The sequence below is a fragment of the Pseudomonas sp. LG1E9 genome, from assembly GCF_003290225.1.
Taxonomy (GTDB): domain Bacteria; phylum Pseudomonadota; class Gammaproteobacteria; order Pseudomonadales; family Pseudomonadaceae; genus Aquipseudomonas; species Aquipseudomonas cyclaminis.
The window spans coordinates 5,806,305-5,822,500 of sequence record NZ_CP029983.1 but is presented as its reverse complement, the minus strand read 5'-3'; the positions used below and the strand labels follow the sequence as shown (position 1 = coordinate 5,822,500).

The 16,196-nt window shown below is 54.3% G+C and carries 9 protein-coding genes, 2 rRNA genes and 1 pseudogene (1 of these 12 only partly in view); 5 read left to right on the top strand and 7 right to left on the bottom strand.

All coding sequences use genetic code 11. The features are described 5' to 3' along the window. The 5 genes and pseudogenes from DNK50_RS26650 to DNK50_RS26630 all read left to right on the top strand — a co-directional run. A 23S ribosomal RNA gene (locus tag DNK50_RS26650) occupies window positions 1–551 on the top strand (it extends 2,341 nt beyond the left edge of the window). A 151-nt stretch (window positions 552–702) separates the two neighbouring features. Then, window positions 703–818: ribosomal RNA gene (gene rrf, locus DNK50_RS26645) — 5S ribosomal RNA — on the top strand. Between the two features lie 95 nt (window positions 819–913). Next, window positions 914–1,246, top strand: a pseudogene (locus DNK50_RS26640) (transposase); the annotation flags it as partial. A gap of 137 nt (window positions 1,247–1,383) precedes the next feature. Further along, window positions 1,384–1,536, top strand: coding sequence for a hypothetical protein (locus DNK50_RS28885; RefSeq protein ID WP_158235039.1), 153 nt, complete (start codon window positions 1,384–1,386; stop codon window positions 1,534–1,536). Between the two features lie 1,369 nt (window positions 1,537–2,905). After that, window positions 2,906–9,346, top strand: a complete 6,441-nt coding sequence (locus DNK50_RS26630; protein ID WP_112196689.1) for a dsDNA nuclease domain-containing protein — start codon at window positions 2,906–2,908, stop codon at window positions 9,344–9,346. A 353-nt stretch (window positions 9,347–9,699) separates the two neighbouring features. Here the strand turns inward: DNK50_RS26630 and DNK50_RS26625 are convergent, their stop codons facing one another. The 7 genes from DNK50_RS26625 to DNK50_RS26595 form a co-directional block, all read right to left on the bottom strand. Beyond that, a complete protein-coding gene (locus DNK50_RS26625) occupies window positions 9,700–10,545 on the bottom strand; it encodes a chromosome segregation protein SMC (protein ID WP_112196688.1) in 846 nt (281 codons plus the stop codon). Window positions 10,546–10,643: 98 nt separating this feature from the next. Further along, complete coding sequence (locus DNK50_RS26620) at window positions 10,644–13,532, bottom strand: DUF927 domain-containing protein (protein ID WP_112196687.1); 2,889 nt, start codon at window positions 13,530–13,532, stop codon at window positions 10,644–10,646. After that, the gene (locus DNK50_RS26615; RefSeq protein ID WP_017478646.1) at window positions 13,529–13,801 is read right to left on the bottom strand and encodes a DUF3077 domain-containing protein; all 273 of its coding nucleotides are present in this window, start codon (window positions 13,799–13,801) and stop codon (window positions 13,529–13,531) included. Before DNK50_RS26615 ends, DNK50_RS26620 begins: the two co-directional genes overlap by 4 nt. Beyond that, window positions 13,798–14,082: a hypothetical protein gene (locus tag DNK50_RS26610; protein WP_112196686.1), complete on the bottom strand. Its 285-nt coding sequence runs from the start codon at window positions 14,080–14,082 to the stop codon at window positions 13,798–13,800. The genes DNK50_RS26615 and DNK50_RS26610 overlap by 4 nt, the downstream gene beginning before the upstream one ends. Window positions 14,083–14,612: 530 nt before the next feature. After that, window positions 14,613–14,918 (bottom strand): hypothetical protein, encoded by a 306-nt coding sequence (locus DNK50_RS26605; protein WP_112196685.1) that lies wholly within the window; start codon window positions 14,916–14,918, stop codon window positions 14,613–14,615. Beyond that, window positions 14,915–15,169, bottom strand: coding sequence for an AlpA family transcriptional regulator (locus DNK50_RS26600; RefSeq protein ID WP_112196684.1), 255 nt, complete (start codon window positions 15,167–15,169; stop codon window positions 14,915–14,917). The genes DNK50_RS26605 and DNK50_RS26600 overlap by 4 nt, the downstream gene beginning before the upstream one ends. Window positions 15,170–15,249: 80 nt before the next feature. After that, complete coding sequence (locus tag DNK50_RS26595) at window positions 15,250–16,194, bottom strand: hypothetical protein (RefSeq protein ID WP_112196683.1); 945 nt, start codon at window positions 16,192–16,194, stop codon at window positions 15,250–15,252. Window positions 16,195–16,196: the final 2 nt, after the last annotated feature.

Sequence of the window (16,196 nt, the reverse complement as noted above, 5' to 3'; positions counted from 1 at the left end):
ACAGACACGTCGAGCAGGTACGAAAGTAGGTCTTAGTGATCCGGTGGTTCTGTATGGAAGGGCCATCGCTCAACGGATAAAAGGTACTCCGGGGATAACAGGCTGATACCGCCCAAGAGTTCATATCGACGGCGGTGTTTGGCACCTCGATGTCGGCTCATCACATCCTGGGGCTGAAGCCGGTCCCAAGGGTATGGCTGTTCGCCATTTAAAGTGGTACGCGAGCTGGGTTTAGAACGTCGTGAGACAGTTCGGTCCCTATCTGCCGTGGACGTTTGAGATTTGAGAGGGGCTGCTCCTAGTACGAGAGGACCGGAGTGGACGAACCTCTGGTGTTCCGGTTGTCACGCCAGTGGCATTGCCGGGTAGCTATGTTCGGAATAGATAACCGCTGAAAGCATCTAAGCGGGAAACTAGCCTCAAGATGAGATCTCACTGGAACCTTGAGTTCCCTGAAGGGCCGTCGAAGACTACGACGTTGATAGGTTGGGTGTGTAAGCGCTGTGAGGCGTTGAGCTAACCAATACTAATTGCCCGTGAGGCTTGACCATATAACACCCAAGCAATTTGCGTCGAAAGGCCAGATTGCGGTGTGTGAAGACGAGATGAACCGAAAGTTCGACGCTCACAAGACACCGAAAGTTATCACATACCCAATTTGCTGAAGCGAGGCCAACAGGCCGCGACTCAGTACCCGAATTTCTTGACGACCATAGAGCATTGGAACCACCTGATCCCATCCCGAACTCAGTAGTGAAACGATGCATCGCCGATGGTAGTGTGGGGTTTCCCCATGTGAGAGTAGGTCATCGTCAAGATTAAATTCCGAAACCCCATTTGCGAAAGCAGATGGGGTTTTGCTTTGGGCGGTCGAAAAGTTCGCAAATGTTCGCTCGCGCAAAACATGAACGAAGTGCTGTGTCGCCACGGCGTCGATATTCCACGCCAAACCTCGGCGCGCTGGGTGATCCACTGTGACGAAACGCGGGTCCAGATGATGATAGAACTGAGTCGAGAGTCGACCAGCCAATCCTGGATGTGGATACAAGCCAACGGGCAGCCGAATCAGCCCGTTATCATGTTTGACTACTCGACTAACCGGGCGCACGAGGTTCCGTAGCGCTTGCTCGAAAGCTATCGTGGCTACCTGATGACCGATAACGCCTTGGGTGTGTAATCCGGTGTCGAACGTTTAGGCTGTTGGGCACATGCGCGACGCAAGTTTGTCGAGGCGCAAAATATGCGTGGCTGCCGACAGCGTCTTCGGTTGAGGATTGCGAAGCTTTATTGTCCTGGAACGGCTCGCCGGTATCGCAACGTGCTGTCCATCTTGATGGTCGGCAGGGTTTACTTTGAATTCAAAGAACGAGCGGAGCAGCGATCATGAAGTACGACGATAAACTGATTGAAGAAGCCATGCTTGCCCTGTTGGTAACCTGGTTCCGACTCGGATACCTGACTTCATACCACGGCAATACGGTAGGTGAGGTTGACCATATTCAAGTCAAGGTTCGCTCGTTTGCTTATGTGTGCTGATAGGGGGAGAAGGGGAGGCTATGTCATCACAAGACTCTCGCGGTTCCTAAGCGCGCTCACTGGCTTTTAAGGTTTGTAACTATCTCGGGGGTGGGTTTCGCTTGATCTTGCCTTCTGAGTGGTTATGCGGCCCCTGCGACAGTTTTTTACTTTTTTGCAGACGAAAAAAAAGACCTTGAAATTCAAGGTCTTTCTTTAAGATGGTGCCCGAGGGAGACTGGAGCCTTCCATATAATCCGTGGCCTACAGCTGGATTACATGGTTAGGGATACACGCGGGGATACATGCTGCTTGGGCCTGTGATCCCACAATCATAAATCTGTGCACGAACAATCAGTAAACCAGTCGTGCTCTGCCAGGAATTTAGCTGGTATGGCAAGGTTTGCAGCAATAGAAACAACCATTAATTTTTAGTTTGGGATTTGCTCCCCGAGCGGCACTGACAGCGCCAGTGCACGTCAGATGATTTCCGAGTGATACCTGATTCTCCGGCCGCGGCATGAAGCTGCAACCGGTCGTTGTGTTATGCACTTCGTAGTCGCCGTTGGTCTGTACGTTTCTATTCACGATAAATGATTGCATTGGTTAGTCCTCGCTTCCGTGTGTCGGATCGGTAATGACTCAGCGTTTAGCTATTTGTGCCTTGCCCGCAGTGTTTCACTCAGGCCAGCACGGAAGGAGGGTAGCTGGAGGATGGCAGAAAGCAATCAGTCTCCAGAATGGCGCTGGGGACCCTGGCACTATATGAAGCACACGGGGCATGAAACCCGCGGGATCGAGTTAGTGGGAGGCGTCGAAAGTTACTGAAATTTCAATCGTTGAAATTGAAAGGATCTTGAAGAAAAAGGGCCATCGTTACAGCTTCGGTAACGGTGGCTGTATCTGTTGCTGATAGCGAACGGCCGTATGGCGTCATCCATGATCATAGGTGTCAACCACGTCAACCTGTCAACCGACGTAGGAAAGACTGCGGCTAACACGTTCCCGCGGGTTTCTTAGCCCATACCTTCAAGAGTGCTCCAGGGGCGCCACTACCGAACCAATGCTAAGAGCATGACCCACATCGCTTCGCTGGAGGAGCAATACTAATGGGGCTGGGGGGATACCCTAATAAAACCGTGTTACGGGTGTTACGCGTGTTACGTAGTTAGATAACTGTTTGATTTTAATGGATTTTTACGGTGTTACACAGCTGAGGCTGGTTTGCCGATATGCGTGTTACAGGAGGCGTAGGTGTTACGCTTTTTTCTAAATATTAGGAGCTGTTTTTTCTCAAGAACGTACAATTAAGTCAGTATTTTATAGCTCTATCCTAGAGAGGAGGCTAGCGTAGCTGGCACGCTATCCATTTAGAATGAGCGAGTAATGCATGGGACAGTCAGAGGTCAATTTGGAAGATAAGGAAAGTTTCCTAGGTGCTGTCGCGTCGAACGCTGGCGACGACTTCCATGTGCTTTGGGCCACGCGTGAGATGCTCCGGCTGCTCGACGCTAAAGACGACGTAATAGCTGTCAAGGTTGAAGGCCCTCCTCGTGATGATGTTCACGCTCAGTTGGGGGAACATGGTCAAGCTGCCGATATCGTCCTAATACGTAACACGTCGGAAGAACTCAGCTATCGCTACTTGCAGCTCAAACACTCCGCGTCACACCCTCAAGATAATTGGACGTGGTCGCGACTTCTCACCCGCCGAGCGAAGACCAAACCGCGTAGTAGCGTGCTCGGCAAACTCGCAGGACTGTTGAAAGCCGTCAAATTCAAAGGTGATTTCTCGATTGTAACCAATCAACCGCTGTCGGCCTCAGTGGTAGCGGATATTGCACGGTTGATCAAGAGTGGCACCAAGCCCGCACCAGACGATACGGATCTATTTAACAAGCTCAAAAAAGGGCTTGGATTGACTGCCCTGCAAGTTGTAACTTTTCTCAAAGCATGGGATTTGACGGGTTTTGCGTCGACGTCTCGACTGATGATGGAGAGCGAAATCATCCTGCGTCTCGCCAGTATGGCCGATGCCGATACGCGCGACGACGCTAATCTATTGCAGAAGCGAGTTGCTACATTGATGCTCCCTGAGAGCACTAACGATCCTGCAGTGACGAGGGAAGTGCTATCGGTCTGGCTGGGAGTAGGTAGCAGCGGGATGCTGTTCCCGGCCCCGTCACAGATAGAACCTGCTCGGCCATACGTACGTCGCACAGTCATCGATCTTCTCGGTGCGAAACTTGCGGATTTTCAGCATAAACCACTGCGCGTTCACGCTGGGGGTGGATGTGGCAAAACAAGCCTGATTTTCGATTTACGGTCAGTTCTCCCGGCAGGCTCCGAGGTATTTATATATGACTGCTATGGAGGAGGCTTATTTCTGGCTTCAGATCAGAAGCGCCACCTACCTGAGCAGGCTTTCACGCAGTTAGGCAATGAGCTTGCTGCACGCCTTAGAACGCCTCTGGTCATTCGGCGTCGAGGTAGCATTGATGTGTTCGAGTCGTTCCGCAAGCGAGTCGAGGTGGCAGCGGGCGTTCTGACAGCACGAAATACGAATGCGCAGCTCATACTCTGTTTCGACGCGGTCGACAATGCTAGAACAGGCTCTATCCATTGGCACGACCTTTGTTTTCTCGATGCATTGAGTCAGGCGTCGGCTTGGCCCGCCAATGTTCGGATTATTGTGAGCTGCCGGACTGCTCGACGGGACGAGGTTGGTGATAAGCGCCTCTACGACGATTTTGAGATTCCAAATTTCAACGTCGGTGAGGTCCGCCAGCTTGTTGCCTCTTGGCAACCCAAGTGGAACCCCGAGCTCGCCACTACGTTCGAAAGTCTCACAGGCGGTAACCCACGTCGTCTTGTTTATGCCATTAAGGGTTTGCCAAGCGACGGGGAGATGCGTGCGATAGAGCGCCTGATGCCGAAGGCTGAGGGTATAAACCCTTTGTTTGAACAGCGTGTCAGTGAAGCAGGTAAGCATCTCGGTAGCGCTGATAAAGTCTGGCAAGTGCTTGATGCTCTTTCCCGTTTGCCCCGCCCGGTGCCACGACGGATTCTCGCGGCGTTGGCAGAGTTATCTTGCGCTGATATCAACGACATAGCAGCAGATGTAGGCGGTATTGTAGAGCACGATGAGGGATGGTCCTTCCACGATGAAGATTTCGAAGCCTTTGTAATTGAGCGCCCTGACAATGGTGGAGAAAAGCTACTTGAACGTGCGGCCGATCTTCTCTTCGATACCCGGCTCACAGATCGTTACGCAGCAATCAGCGTCGCAGAAGTACTCGCCGCCGCCAACCGTCTTGATGCACTTTACGCATTGGTTACTCAGGAGCAAAAACCCTCGTCCGTTCTAAATCTGCTAGAAGCTCAGTTTATCTGGTCTCGACAGTTAAGCCTCGCAATACGCTGCTGCCGTACAGCGGCGGATATCACTAATGCATGTAGCCTGCTCATCGCATCGGCCGAGGCGATTCATCGCACTAACTTGCTAGAGAACCTCACGGTTAAGAACCTTGACCTCTCGGTGCGATTCGCTGCTGAAGAGGCAAATCGCCTCGTGATGGTTGGTCAACGCCATCGGAACAAACGCCCGCAATTACGGATTGAACTAGCCCTACATGCGGCGCTGACTCGTCCAGAAACAGCAAAAGCTCATCTGCGATGGTGGCATGCTCACCTTCGTGAACTAAGCTGTAAGGATAGTGCGCATAGGATCGAAATTACTGCTAGCGACATAGCCGTCGAGTATCAAGTCTATGCAGCGCTATCAAATGACGGTGAGGCCTACGATCGCCTATTTTGCTGGCGTCCTAAGTCGGTATTGCACTCGGTACTCAAAATATTAGCGGCAAGTGGTGCGACACTAAATCTCCAAACACTACTCGCCGTGATCAATAAGCGCGCATGGCCTCCACTCGGACTGGCACCCTTGATGGCAGCGGCTCTACTCGCCGGAGCGGACATGGGGAACTCCATTATGCGCAAAGGCCTCGCAGGGCTTGCGCAGGCAACCCGTGCGCGATGGCAAATGCAAATAGAGACCGGGTTATCAAACTCTCCATTACTAGCCTGGCAAGAAGCTGTGCTCTTGGTATGTGAACGTGCCATCGCCCATGAAGATCTCAGGCCTTTGGTTGCTGTGATCCTAGAGCGCGCAATGCCAAAGCCTATACTTGAGGAAACATATCATCTTCACCGGCTGCGGTCGGCCGGAGCGCGACAGGCACGAGCTTACGCACTGCGCGAGCTAATCTCTGGAGTTATCGTTCCAATTGCTGATTGGCTGCCACCGCGACGCACCGCTCCCCCTCGGAATGAAAAAAGACCAGGACGGCGCCCGGAGAAGTCACCTGAGGAGTACTGGAATGAGACCCTCGCAGAAACGGTAACAGCATTCTCACGGTTCGTTGACGCAGCAAGAATAACAATAGCGTCAATTGCCGTCGATCCGGTTAGTGCATGGCCAGCGCTTGCCAAAACACTCGACGTCTCGCGCAGCTATGATCAGGCTTCGCGCCGAGATCCGGACGTCGCGATATTGCTTATGCGTAATCATTTGGTACATGTGGGACTTTGCGGCGGAGACGTGAAAAGCCTAATTCAAAGTGCGCGTAAAGTGATGCAGGACTGGTCTGCTGACAGTATTACATGCGCACTGGATCTAGCGAGAACGCTTGGATTGATTCTGCATACGCATGATGCAGTACTGCAGTTGTTGACTGAGGTTGCGGAAGAGATTGGCGCAGCTCCACTTGCCGCGTCTGAACGAGTCGAATTGTTTAGCCAAAGTGCGCGCATTGCGTTGTCGCTCGATGTAGGACTTGCGGAATGGTTGTTCGGCAAGGCGGTAGAGGCAACCGGAGCGATAGACTTTGAAGCTCGCAGTGCACTTGCGGCTGCTGGTGCTATCGCGCAGACAGGCCTTAACGGGAGCTCTGCTGAGCACGCAGCTTTCGCTGCGCGTCTTGGCGACGCGGCAGGGGCGGTCGCTGAGTCACTTGGAGCTGGTGATGATTTTGCATGGGATGACGTAATCGGTTGGGTCACCTCCGCAAGTCTTTCAATGGGCTTAGTGACTGCTGCGCGATGGCACGATAGGGGTATCACATTATTTGACCATAGTTTGCCCAAGGTGATAGCTGCTGGTGCCTCTTTGACACTTGCACAACGGCTCGCCCTTGCGACGCTTGCATCAGATGGACCGGTCGAGCTAAGCACTGTGATCGGTAGTAGCTCTGCGCTACCAAATTGGCTGGTAGAGCCGGCGTTGGAAGAGCAACTACGTGAAGGCAAGATCGATGAGTTCATCACTGCTTTCAAAAAACTCGAAGGTTGCGCTGGTCACGACGCCTCGGCTGCGATCGTTGCGGCAAAAATAAGTAGTGATACCCTCCTAAGATGGCCAGAGGTGGACGCTCAGTGGCACCCGACGGAAGAGTTAGATACTGAATCTACCGAAAAAGAGCGTGAGCCTCTCAAGAGTGCGGATGAAATACGAGCAGCGTTGAGCGCCGGTACGGAAAAAAGAGGCCCTGATAGTTATCAGTTCCATGAGGTCGCGGAGCGGCTCGGCAGTCTCGCATTACGTGTGCCCTTTCTCGATATTGGGTTCGAGCTGGGTCGCGATGGCGGAGAGTTTGGCAAAGCTGTACCCGAAATCTTGCAATGCTGGTCCAACTATCCCCCTGTTAATACCTGGATGCGAGAGCGCTTCCCGTCCTATATTTCGGGCGCGCTTCGTAATCTTTTCCAGTGGAGTTACCAGACGGAAATCATAGAGGCCGCGCTCGCAGCCACCGGGCTGGACTTTGCTGCGCAGGCTGATGTCCTTCTGGACGGTATTGAACAACTTCGAGAGCGTATCTCATCTGAGCTTCTCTATACGCTGACTGGATTGGTAGCCGCTCGTGTTCCGATAGAAAATCGCTCAAGACTATTTGATGCGCTGTTGCTGAGGGTCGAAGTCGGCACATCGCATCCGGCCCGTGTTCAACTCGCCAATATCGCTCCGCCAGACAATATCGCGGAAAGCGTCGGGCGCAGCCTATTCGCCGCGATGGGCGATATCGACCGCCGGGTACGCTGGCGTGCGTGCCACGCTGCACTGGTACTATTGCGCGGACAAGATCCAGCGTGGGCGAGTTTGATCTCATGTTTGGATAGCAGTTCGGAGCCCGTTTTCACTGGGGGGCCTTTCTACCACTATGCTGCACTTGAGCAACTGATGATCGTGATGCTACGTGCCACAGTAGATAATGTGCAAGAAGTCGCTCTTCATACCCAACTAATCCTCGATACAATTCGGCGCGAGCCGCATGTAATTGTGCGCGAACTGGGACGTTCCGTACTGCTAGAGATTTATAAGGCCGGTGCTTGGCAGCTCTCAGAAGCAGACCGTATGTTCGTGGAAAAGCTTAACAGAAGCCAGTTAGCCCCGATCCCTCGTCCAGCCAGATTTTCTCAACGTTTGAGTGAAGAGAGAGGGCGTAAGCGTAAGTATTCCTTCGATAGTATGGATGCGATCCCTTATTGGTATAAACCTGCTGCGCGCTTATTCGACTTGCCACTAGATGACTTTCTTGATCGGCTTGAGTATTGGCTTCATGACAAATGGGGATATGGAGAAAATGCCACGCACTGGAATCGCGAGCCGCGAATGAGTCGTCTAAATGGCTTACATGAATTGACGTCTCGCAGACATGGGGCCCAGCCAACGGTCGAGCGATTGAGCCATCATATCGAGTGGCATTCGATGATGTGTGTGGTTGGAGAGTTGATATGCGAAGTACCCCTTATCAAGTGTCACCAAGATGAGGACGAACTCGAAGCATGGATTTGTCGATATCTACCGACCTTGTCGCCTTACTGGTTAAGTGACTATCGAGCCGTGCCTCCGCTTGAGCCACGTTTCTGGGGTGTTGCACCAACCGAACTACAAAGCTATCTGGATCAGCACGACGATGAAACTGACGCCCATGCTTGGGGATGTTCAATCTCTACCGAAACGTTTGATGCTGAAATCACAGCATCAAACGATATTGTGGTTGCAGCTGATTTTGAGCTGCAGTGGAATAAGGCCACTCACAGGGTCTACATCCATTCAGCACTAGTTTCAACTCACACGGCAAACGCGCTTGCACAGGCGCTTGCTAATACTCGCGATTACATGGATTTCGCACTGCCTGATGAGCGGTTTCACGAAAATATTGAAATGCCAGGGTTCCAACTTGAGGCTTGGCTGCAGCCTTTAGATAGTGATTCGAGCGGAGATAAAATCGACGAACGCTGTGGAGCTGTTTCAGGAATTCCAGTTGGGTTAGTAGGTGCTGCCATGGACCAACAGGTGAAATTCAATGTTGAACGTAGTGCGTGGTGCTCACCAACAGGCGAAGCTCACGTCCAAGTAAAATATTGGGGAGACGAGGAACACCAAAACGGGTATGGATGGCGAGCGACGTCTAGCCGGGACTTCATATGTGACTTACTTGATCGAACTGAAAGAAGTCTCATCGTTTTAGTGCAGATTTCCCGGCAGATACGAAATGATGACGTTGATCGTAACAAACCTCGATGGCTTCTCTATGTGTTTGATAAGAGCGGGGGAAGGACGCGTGTAGAGAGACAACTTAAAAGTATCGGGCGAGTGCTGGTAAGACGTGAGAGGCTTGAAAATAGTGTTGATACTTTAGGCCGCTGGATGCTGCATAGAGCCGCTGAGCTTGATCAGCAGCGCGATATGGCCGATGAAGAACAACGTGGAGTATTAGTGCTCGAGCTAGAAAAACTTTGTAATGCGTTTAAGCTCCGCGACAAGTAATAATTTATAGCAGTAAGTTTATGCTTCTTCGGCTGTATGTGTGGTTTAACGTTTTGGTAGGGCAGCACACAAAAAACGTGATGCCCATGAATTTTATTTACGTTCATTTCAAATGAGGGCTCGGATGAGTAGTGCTTGAAGAGGTTGTCGGGGCGACGGGCTTGATCAATCTACAGCCTACGTGGTTCTTTCGAGTTAGTAATTGACCGTAGTCCAAAGGGGCTTGCATTCAAATGAGGTTGTCACGCGGTCAGTTACCTCGACCGGATGCGTTGTTCTGTACGTCTTTCTCATGAGCAGACCTCCTTGAAGCTCGGGTCAGCCAATAGCTAGGCTGTCCCGAGATAGGAGGGCTATTGGGTGTTTAGCAGGTCAGCCAAGCTATGTCGACGTGAACGGTCAGATATCTCATTCCAAGTCCAGCTTCCGAAGTGCTCGCCCTGTTTAGGGATATTTAGCTTCATCAGTGTCACCGGGTCCCGACTAATCAGGTTTCGTGCAGCCCACAGCTTACCGCCAGTTTCCAACAACTCTTTCGCGGCCTCGTTCCACTTATCTTCCAGCACCGCGTTTGCCAGATGTGCTGCTTCTTTTTCAATCTTGGCATGTTCTTTTTGTGCCTCCGTGGTGTGCTGATCAATCGTCACCAGCTCCTGCTCTAGGGCAGTGATGAGCAGTCGCTGGCGGCGGTGGTGCTCAACTGCAGCTGTAAGGTTTTTTGCAGCCTTTTGGGCTTCCGCGTTAGCGGCTTTCTCACCTTCCACATCGCCCCAGGCCACGGCCTGCGCATAAGCAGTAGCTGCGTCCGTTTCGGCTTGTCGAGCCTTTGCCATGCCCTCCTGATCGTTCTGGCGGACCTGCTGCAACCGGGTCTCGATGCTGCTGCGCTTTTCGTTGAGTTCGACCTCGTCGGCTTTCCAGATCGCCATAGCGCTGATGTAGCCCGCAGCCAAGCTCTCACGGTTTGCTAGTGTCTCAAGGCGATCAATCTTTTGATTCAGGAGGTGGATCTCAAGGCCTTGCGAGTCGATGCGTCTTTTGTGATCGTTAATTTCATGCTGCACGGCCCGTTGACGGCCCTGCTGGATAACCTCGGGACTTTCCAACGCCTCTTCGAAGGGTGCCAGGTCACGCTGAATGCTCTCCATTTCGAGTGTCAGTTGGTCGCGGCGGTCTTTCAGTTCTTGGATAGTGTTCATCTGTATTGTCTCTGGGTATTGCGGTTGATAGGGATTGTTGTCGAACGGCTGGCGAGGCCGGGAATGAGCCGGCGCTACCTCTATCAGCAGGCATGTCGTCAGGCGGCCTTGGCCTCACCTTCATTCGTTCCTGGAACCGTCTTCACCACGTAGCAGCGTTGAGGCCCTAACCCGGGAAGGCGAATCAAGCTGTACGCCTTGCCGTCACTTCCCGGCTCAAGCACGCCCCGTTGCAGCAGCTCCTTGTTGACCGCGCTGATGTTCATGCCCTTGAAGATTTCGGCCCTCCAGGCTTCAGGCAGCACGTAGTAGGTGTTGGTGGTGTGCAGGGCATCGCCCATGCCGTGTTCCATCGTCTTGCGAAAGCCCAATCGATCAATCGTGCGTGGACCATGCTCGTCGATCTTGGCGGCGGCAGATTCCCACCGGGTGAAGCGGCTTTCCCCAAACCGCTCGATGACCTGATGCAATCGCGCCAAGATCGCATCACCCTCGAAATTACCGGCGCCCCCGCGCTCGGCCAGCCACGCATGCAGACACACACGTGCGCCGGTCGTGGCTGTGCCGTCAGGCCAGCCGGTGACGCCGAAAGCAGTGGCCAACTCTCCGGCCGCTGCTGCGAGGCCAAAGCGGAGGGCTGCGCGCTGGGCTTGTCCACTGGCCGAGGCGGGCAGGTTTTGGGTGATGAACTGTTCCACCGTGCGGCGCACGATCACTGTCCACCTGAGCATTTCCCCAGGCGCACACAGTGCGTGCAGGAAAGCGGTGAGGGGCGTGCCGTAATATTTGGCTACTCGGGCCTTGAGCGCATCGGAGAGGGCGGCAGCGTCCTCAAAACCATTCAGCACATCGAACATGCCGAGGCCTTTGCTGGCATCCGCAGGCACGGCAAGCATGCGCACCTCCATACCGGCTTTCAGCTCCTTGTTGGCATCCGCCATGTGCTGCGCCAACGTCTTCTCGCCGGTCGAGAGAAACAGCAAGCGCCACTCCTGTACCTGTCGGCCCGCTTGTCCTCGATCATTCGCCCGGGCCTTACCGGTGCCGTTACCGAGCATGTAAACCGTCTCGCCAATAATGCGTGGGTCACACATGCCAATTTCATCGAGCACCAGTAGACCGTCTGAGTGAGCGGCGGCGATGGACTCCAGGGCGTTATCCGTGGAGCGCCACGAGCGCACCAGACGAGGCCCACCATAAACCGAGGCTGCGACTTGCAAGTGAGTGGTCTTGCCGCCGGAGCTGTCGCCGTAGAGGTGGAAGCCGCCCGACTCATGTCCAAGCATGTTCAACAGTGGGCCTGCAAAGGCCACAGAGACGACAAACGCTAAGCGGTGGTTGCCAACGCACAGCGCGCCGATTTGCTGCTGCCATTGCTCCAGAGAGCCGGCCTCGCTGATCGGTGGCAGTTGGGCACCGGCTTCATAAAAATGCAGGTGCTCGGCGTGTGAGCCGATCTGTTGTTCGGGTAGAAGGAATGCGTTGTCGTGCCAACCCAGGCGCGTTACCAGACGTGCGCGCTGGGCGCTGTCGAAGCCACCGAGGTAGCTCTGTAGATCGTTGCGGGCATTGCGTCCTGATCGGCTTCCGGCAAGGCGCAGGCCCATGTCTACCAGTGGACCGAGTACATCCTTGCCGAAGTCGCCGGTCATGGTTCGGGCCGGAATGTTCCAGCGCTTTTTAGCACCGTCCGGATCGTCGAACTCGACCAACAAACCCCAGTTGTGGCCTTTGTCGTCGCGAGTGCGGGCGATGATTTCGAGAGGCGAACACACAGGACGCGCCTCGCCATCATCGCCGGAATAAAACACCCCTTCAGGCGTCAGCCGAAAGCCACCCGGCAACAGATCACTTTTCGATTTCGCAGGGCGTTTGGCGGGTGCCTTGGTCTTTGGTTCTTGAGGCTCGGTGAACTCAGCAACACTGCCGAAAAACTCGCCGTTGCGTACCAGCTCGGCGACGTGGCCTGCGGTCCAGCCTTTGGTTAATGCATCCGCTGCATCGTCTCCGTCTGCCCATTTTCCACCTTTGACGAGTGTCGGCTTGCCGCCTTTGCTGCTGGGCTTGAGCTTGAATACGTCGAGCGAGATTCGTTGTACCGAGGCGGCGCCTAGCTCAATCAGCTTGAGCTCAATGGCGTCCATGCAGGTCTTGCCGCTGACATCGTTATCCGGCCACAGCGCAACGCTACGCCCTTTGAGCGGCGTCAAATCGGCCTTGTGCCAAGAGTTGGAGCCGTTCGGCCAGCACGTGGCGACGTAGTCCGGCATCAGCTCAGCAGCGGCATCAGCTGCTTTCTCACCCTCACACAACACCACGGGCGCATCGGCGCGCTGTGCCAGCTCATCCAGGCGCAGCAGTGGCCGAGGCTCTGGCAAGCCTTGCCAGCGCCATTGTGTGGCTTGCCCATCGGAGCGTTTGCACCAGGTCAACGGCGCAAAGACTTTTCGCGGCTTGCCGTCTTCATCGGGGCCCAGGTCGAAGCGATACAGCGCCATGACCGGGTGACTCTGAACATCGCGATAGATCCACACCTTCGACGGAGCGCCGTGTTGCCGGTGTTTGGTTGGACACTTGTTCATGGCCTCGGCCGGGATCGGTTGAATCGCGATCCACTCCGGCGTTGCGCTTTTGGCCGGTGCGCTTTTGGTGGTTGCAGATCCTGCGGAAACGCTGAGCAGATCTGCCAGTTTTTTACAGGCCTCAACGTCCGTGCCGCCGTCGATGTAACGCACCAGGTCGATCAGGTCGCCGCCCTTATCGCCGGTGGCAAAATCCGCCCAGGTGCCTTTGCTCAAATTGACCTTGAGTGAGCCCGCACGTTTGTCCGTGCGCGTGGGATTCGGTGCGGTGTATTCCTTGCCGCCGTCGACGCGTTTGCCATTTGGGAGCCAGTGAGAAAGCACGCGGTCAATATTCTTCAAGGCTGCGCTTTTTACGTCGGCAAAGCTCGGACGTTTTGAGGTGTTGCCGGTGCGTTGAGTCATGGGGCGGTCCTCGACTCAAGCAACGCCTCGTTCACGTCATCGATCAGCGCTTTGGCCATCTCGCCGAGGTAGAACGCAGGCCAACTAAAACGCTCGCCCGCATCGCTGATGGCGGCGTCGAGGATCAGTTGATTGGCGTGGTGCAGAATTTGAGAGACGGCTTCAAGTGCGTCTTCCAGCGGGATACCGGCGTTCACCCGAAACAGGTTTTGGCCGTTACCGTTGGCAGGGGAGAACTCGGAGCGTCCACGCGTGCTGGAATGGGTCACAGCGCACCGCCTTTCTGGCCCATCGGCACAGAAGAGGCATCACCGTACATGGTGAGTGTTTTGATCAAACCCAAGGTGCCGCGCACGTCCCAAATTACGGATGACAGCACGCGGTTCGAGAGCTGGGGTTTATCGCTGTCTAAGTGATCCTCCAGCAGCATGAGAACTGAATTGGCACGGTCGAGGGCACAGGTGATGGCGTCGATAGGCAGGCCAGCTTCGGCGTCCTGGCTGACGCAGAGTAGATCTTCGGGGAGTGCAAAGCCTGGGAGCATGCTCATTGGGCACCCCCTGCGGCTTCCAGGGCGCGAGCCCTGGACATATGGGAGTTGTAACGGGAGAGGCGTGTAGCGAGGCTGGAGTTGGCGTGTAAAGCGGCGAGAGCCATTGCTCGATGAGCGGCGGCGCGAAATTTGGACGGATTGAGTGCGTGCATTTGGTGAAGCTCCTGTATGTGAGGAGCTGCCACTGATCGTCGCCAAACGAATTAGGGTGGCAGCTGTGCGCAGGTTGGCGAACCGGGCATACAGGACCCCGGCAGACCCGAAGGTCTCCCACGCACAGCCGCCATAAAGCAGGAATGCGGGCACAAAAAAAGCGCCTGCAATCGGTATGGGGGCGCCTGTGCGCCTGCATGTACTCGGGTCGCCAAACCCGATCGCTGAATTTGCAGCGACGGTCAGAGAGTAACGCCCGTTTTTTGAAAGTGCAACTGTGCAGATGACTTGCGGATTTTTTCGAGGCGACATAAATTGTTCAGGCATGTAGATTTACCTCAACGCCTCCGGTTGCCGCCGGGGGCGTTTTCATTTCAGGCATGGACTTCCCAGCTCAGGGAAACAAAGGGCAAGAAGTCGCTATCTAGGCAGGCCCGTGCATCCTCGTAGGCGTCGATTTGTTGGCCTTCGTCGACAATGATTGCTTGAGGGGCTTGGCAGGGAACTGACAATGCGCACCAGATGCCATCGGCCCATCGCATCACCATCACGTCTCGATTCAGGCGTTTTTGCTCTGTGCGGTAGCGCTCAAAACGCTGCATGCCGCGTGATGAGAAACCTACTTTTCTGAGTACAGAAAAGGGCTGCAAGATGGCCCTGTTGGCAACACGACTTTTCATGCTGCCACCTGATTGCGGGCTGCGATGCGTGCCAGTGTCCATGCCTGAACTTCCCCCAGTACCCACGCAACCGGAGCGCTTCGCGCATTGCTGTTACTCAGCTTTACCGGCAACGGGAATCCGCTTTCAGGTTGACGCATCAGCTTGTAGATAGTCGGGCGTGCCAGCCCTACGATTGAAATGACCTCGGGCATGCGGATGAGGGTCATGGAGGGATCATGCGAGGGAATTACTTTTAATACGGTAGTCATAGCGAGCTAACCCTTTGTTAATTGAGACAACGGGTCATACGCTACGCAGGGGAGGGGGAGTGGACTGTGTCTTCTCCCTTTTATTTCAGAGGTCTAAGGCCCAGACTGATCAAGTGCTCTCGAATGGTTTTTTTCGTGCCGTGGCCCGCCTGGTCGAAAAGCAGATTGGTCAGTTCAGCATCGGTCAGACTGCGCTTTTCACTTCTCCGGCCGTTAATGATTTGCTCAGCAGCCGCCTTGATTTTTGCTCGCCTGTCCATAGCCAAGGTCTGTATCGCGGAGCTGGGGTTTCGGTTCCCATTACCTGCTTCCTGGCCCCTTCTCGTCGCCTTTGTCGACAAGGCATCGTCGAGAATTCGATGCATCAGGTTTGATGTGTTGAAGCCTTTTTTAAACACATCCATCTGCTCCACCTGGCGATAAAGACTCGCCATCAGTAGCGCCTGATTCGCCTCGCCTAGCAATGTCGCGAATTCTTCTCGTGCCCTGATCTCGTTTCCGCTGCTGCGGTCCCGCTCTTTTTCGATCAGGGCAAGGTACCGGCGGGGTGAGTCATGTTTCAGCTGCTCTATCAGGTCTGCATCAATACCGTAAGTGGTGAGCTCAAGGTCGAACAGCCAATTTGCAAGCGTCTCCACAGCCTGCGTTCCCATTATCAGTGCAAAGGTCGCCGCAAGCTGTGAGTCTGCTGCGGAATGACTAACCCCAAGAAACCGTCGAATGACATTGGGCAATGAGCCCGCCTCTGCATAACTGGCATGCTCGCTAATGGGATCGCGAAGTCGATAAAGGGTTCTTGTTACCGACTCTGCACACGGAGCGTAGGAGCCCTCCTCAAGCCAGAACGACGTAGCGGTGTTGATCAGATCGAAGGCATCATTGAAGTGTTCGTTGAATTGCGGAAACAGCACAAGATTGCGAACGGCTGCCTCGACGTCGTCCTGATCCCACACCAGGCACGTTACGTCGAAGCCTGCGATTTCAAGTTCAAGCTCTTCTGCCTCGATGTCCCGCTCAAAGTCCATTT

Bases quoted from the DNA above. Each gene is read 5' to 3' on its own strand.
- DNK50_RS28885 (WP_158235039.1), top strand. From the start codon at position 1,384: ATGAAGTACGACGATAAACTGATTGAAGAAGCCATGCTTGCCCTGTTG.
- DNK50_RS26630 (WP_112196689.1), top strand. From the start codon at position 2,906: ATGGGACAGTCAGAGGTCAATTTGGAAGATAAGGAAAGTTTCCTAGGT.
- DNK50_RS26625 (WP_112196688.1), bottom strand. From the start codon at position 10,545: ATGAACACTATCCAAGAACTGAAAGACCGCCGCGACCAACTGACACTC.
- DNK50_RS26620 (WP_112196687.1), bottom strand. From the start codon at position 13,532: ATGACTCAACGCACCGGCAACACCTCAAAACGTCCGAGCTTTGCCGAC.
- DNK50_RS26610 (WP_112196686.1), bottom strand. From the start codon at position 14,082: ATGAGCATGCTCCCAGGCTTTGCACTCCCCGAAGATCTACTCTGCGTC.
- DNK50_RS26605 (WP_112196685.1), bottom strand. From the start codon at position 14,918: ATGAAAAGTCGTGTTGCCAACAGGGCCATCTTGCAGCCCTTTTCTGTA.
- DNK50_RS26600 (WP_112196684.1), bottom strand. From the start codon at position 15,169: ATGACTACCGTATTAAAAGTAATTCCCTCGCATGATCCCTCCATGACC.
- DNK50_RS26595 (WP_112196683.1), bottom strand. From the start codon at position 16,194: ATGGACTTTGAGCGGGACATCGAGGCAGAAGAGCTTGAACTTGAAATC.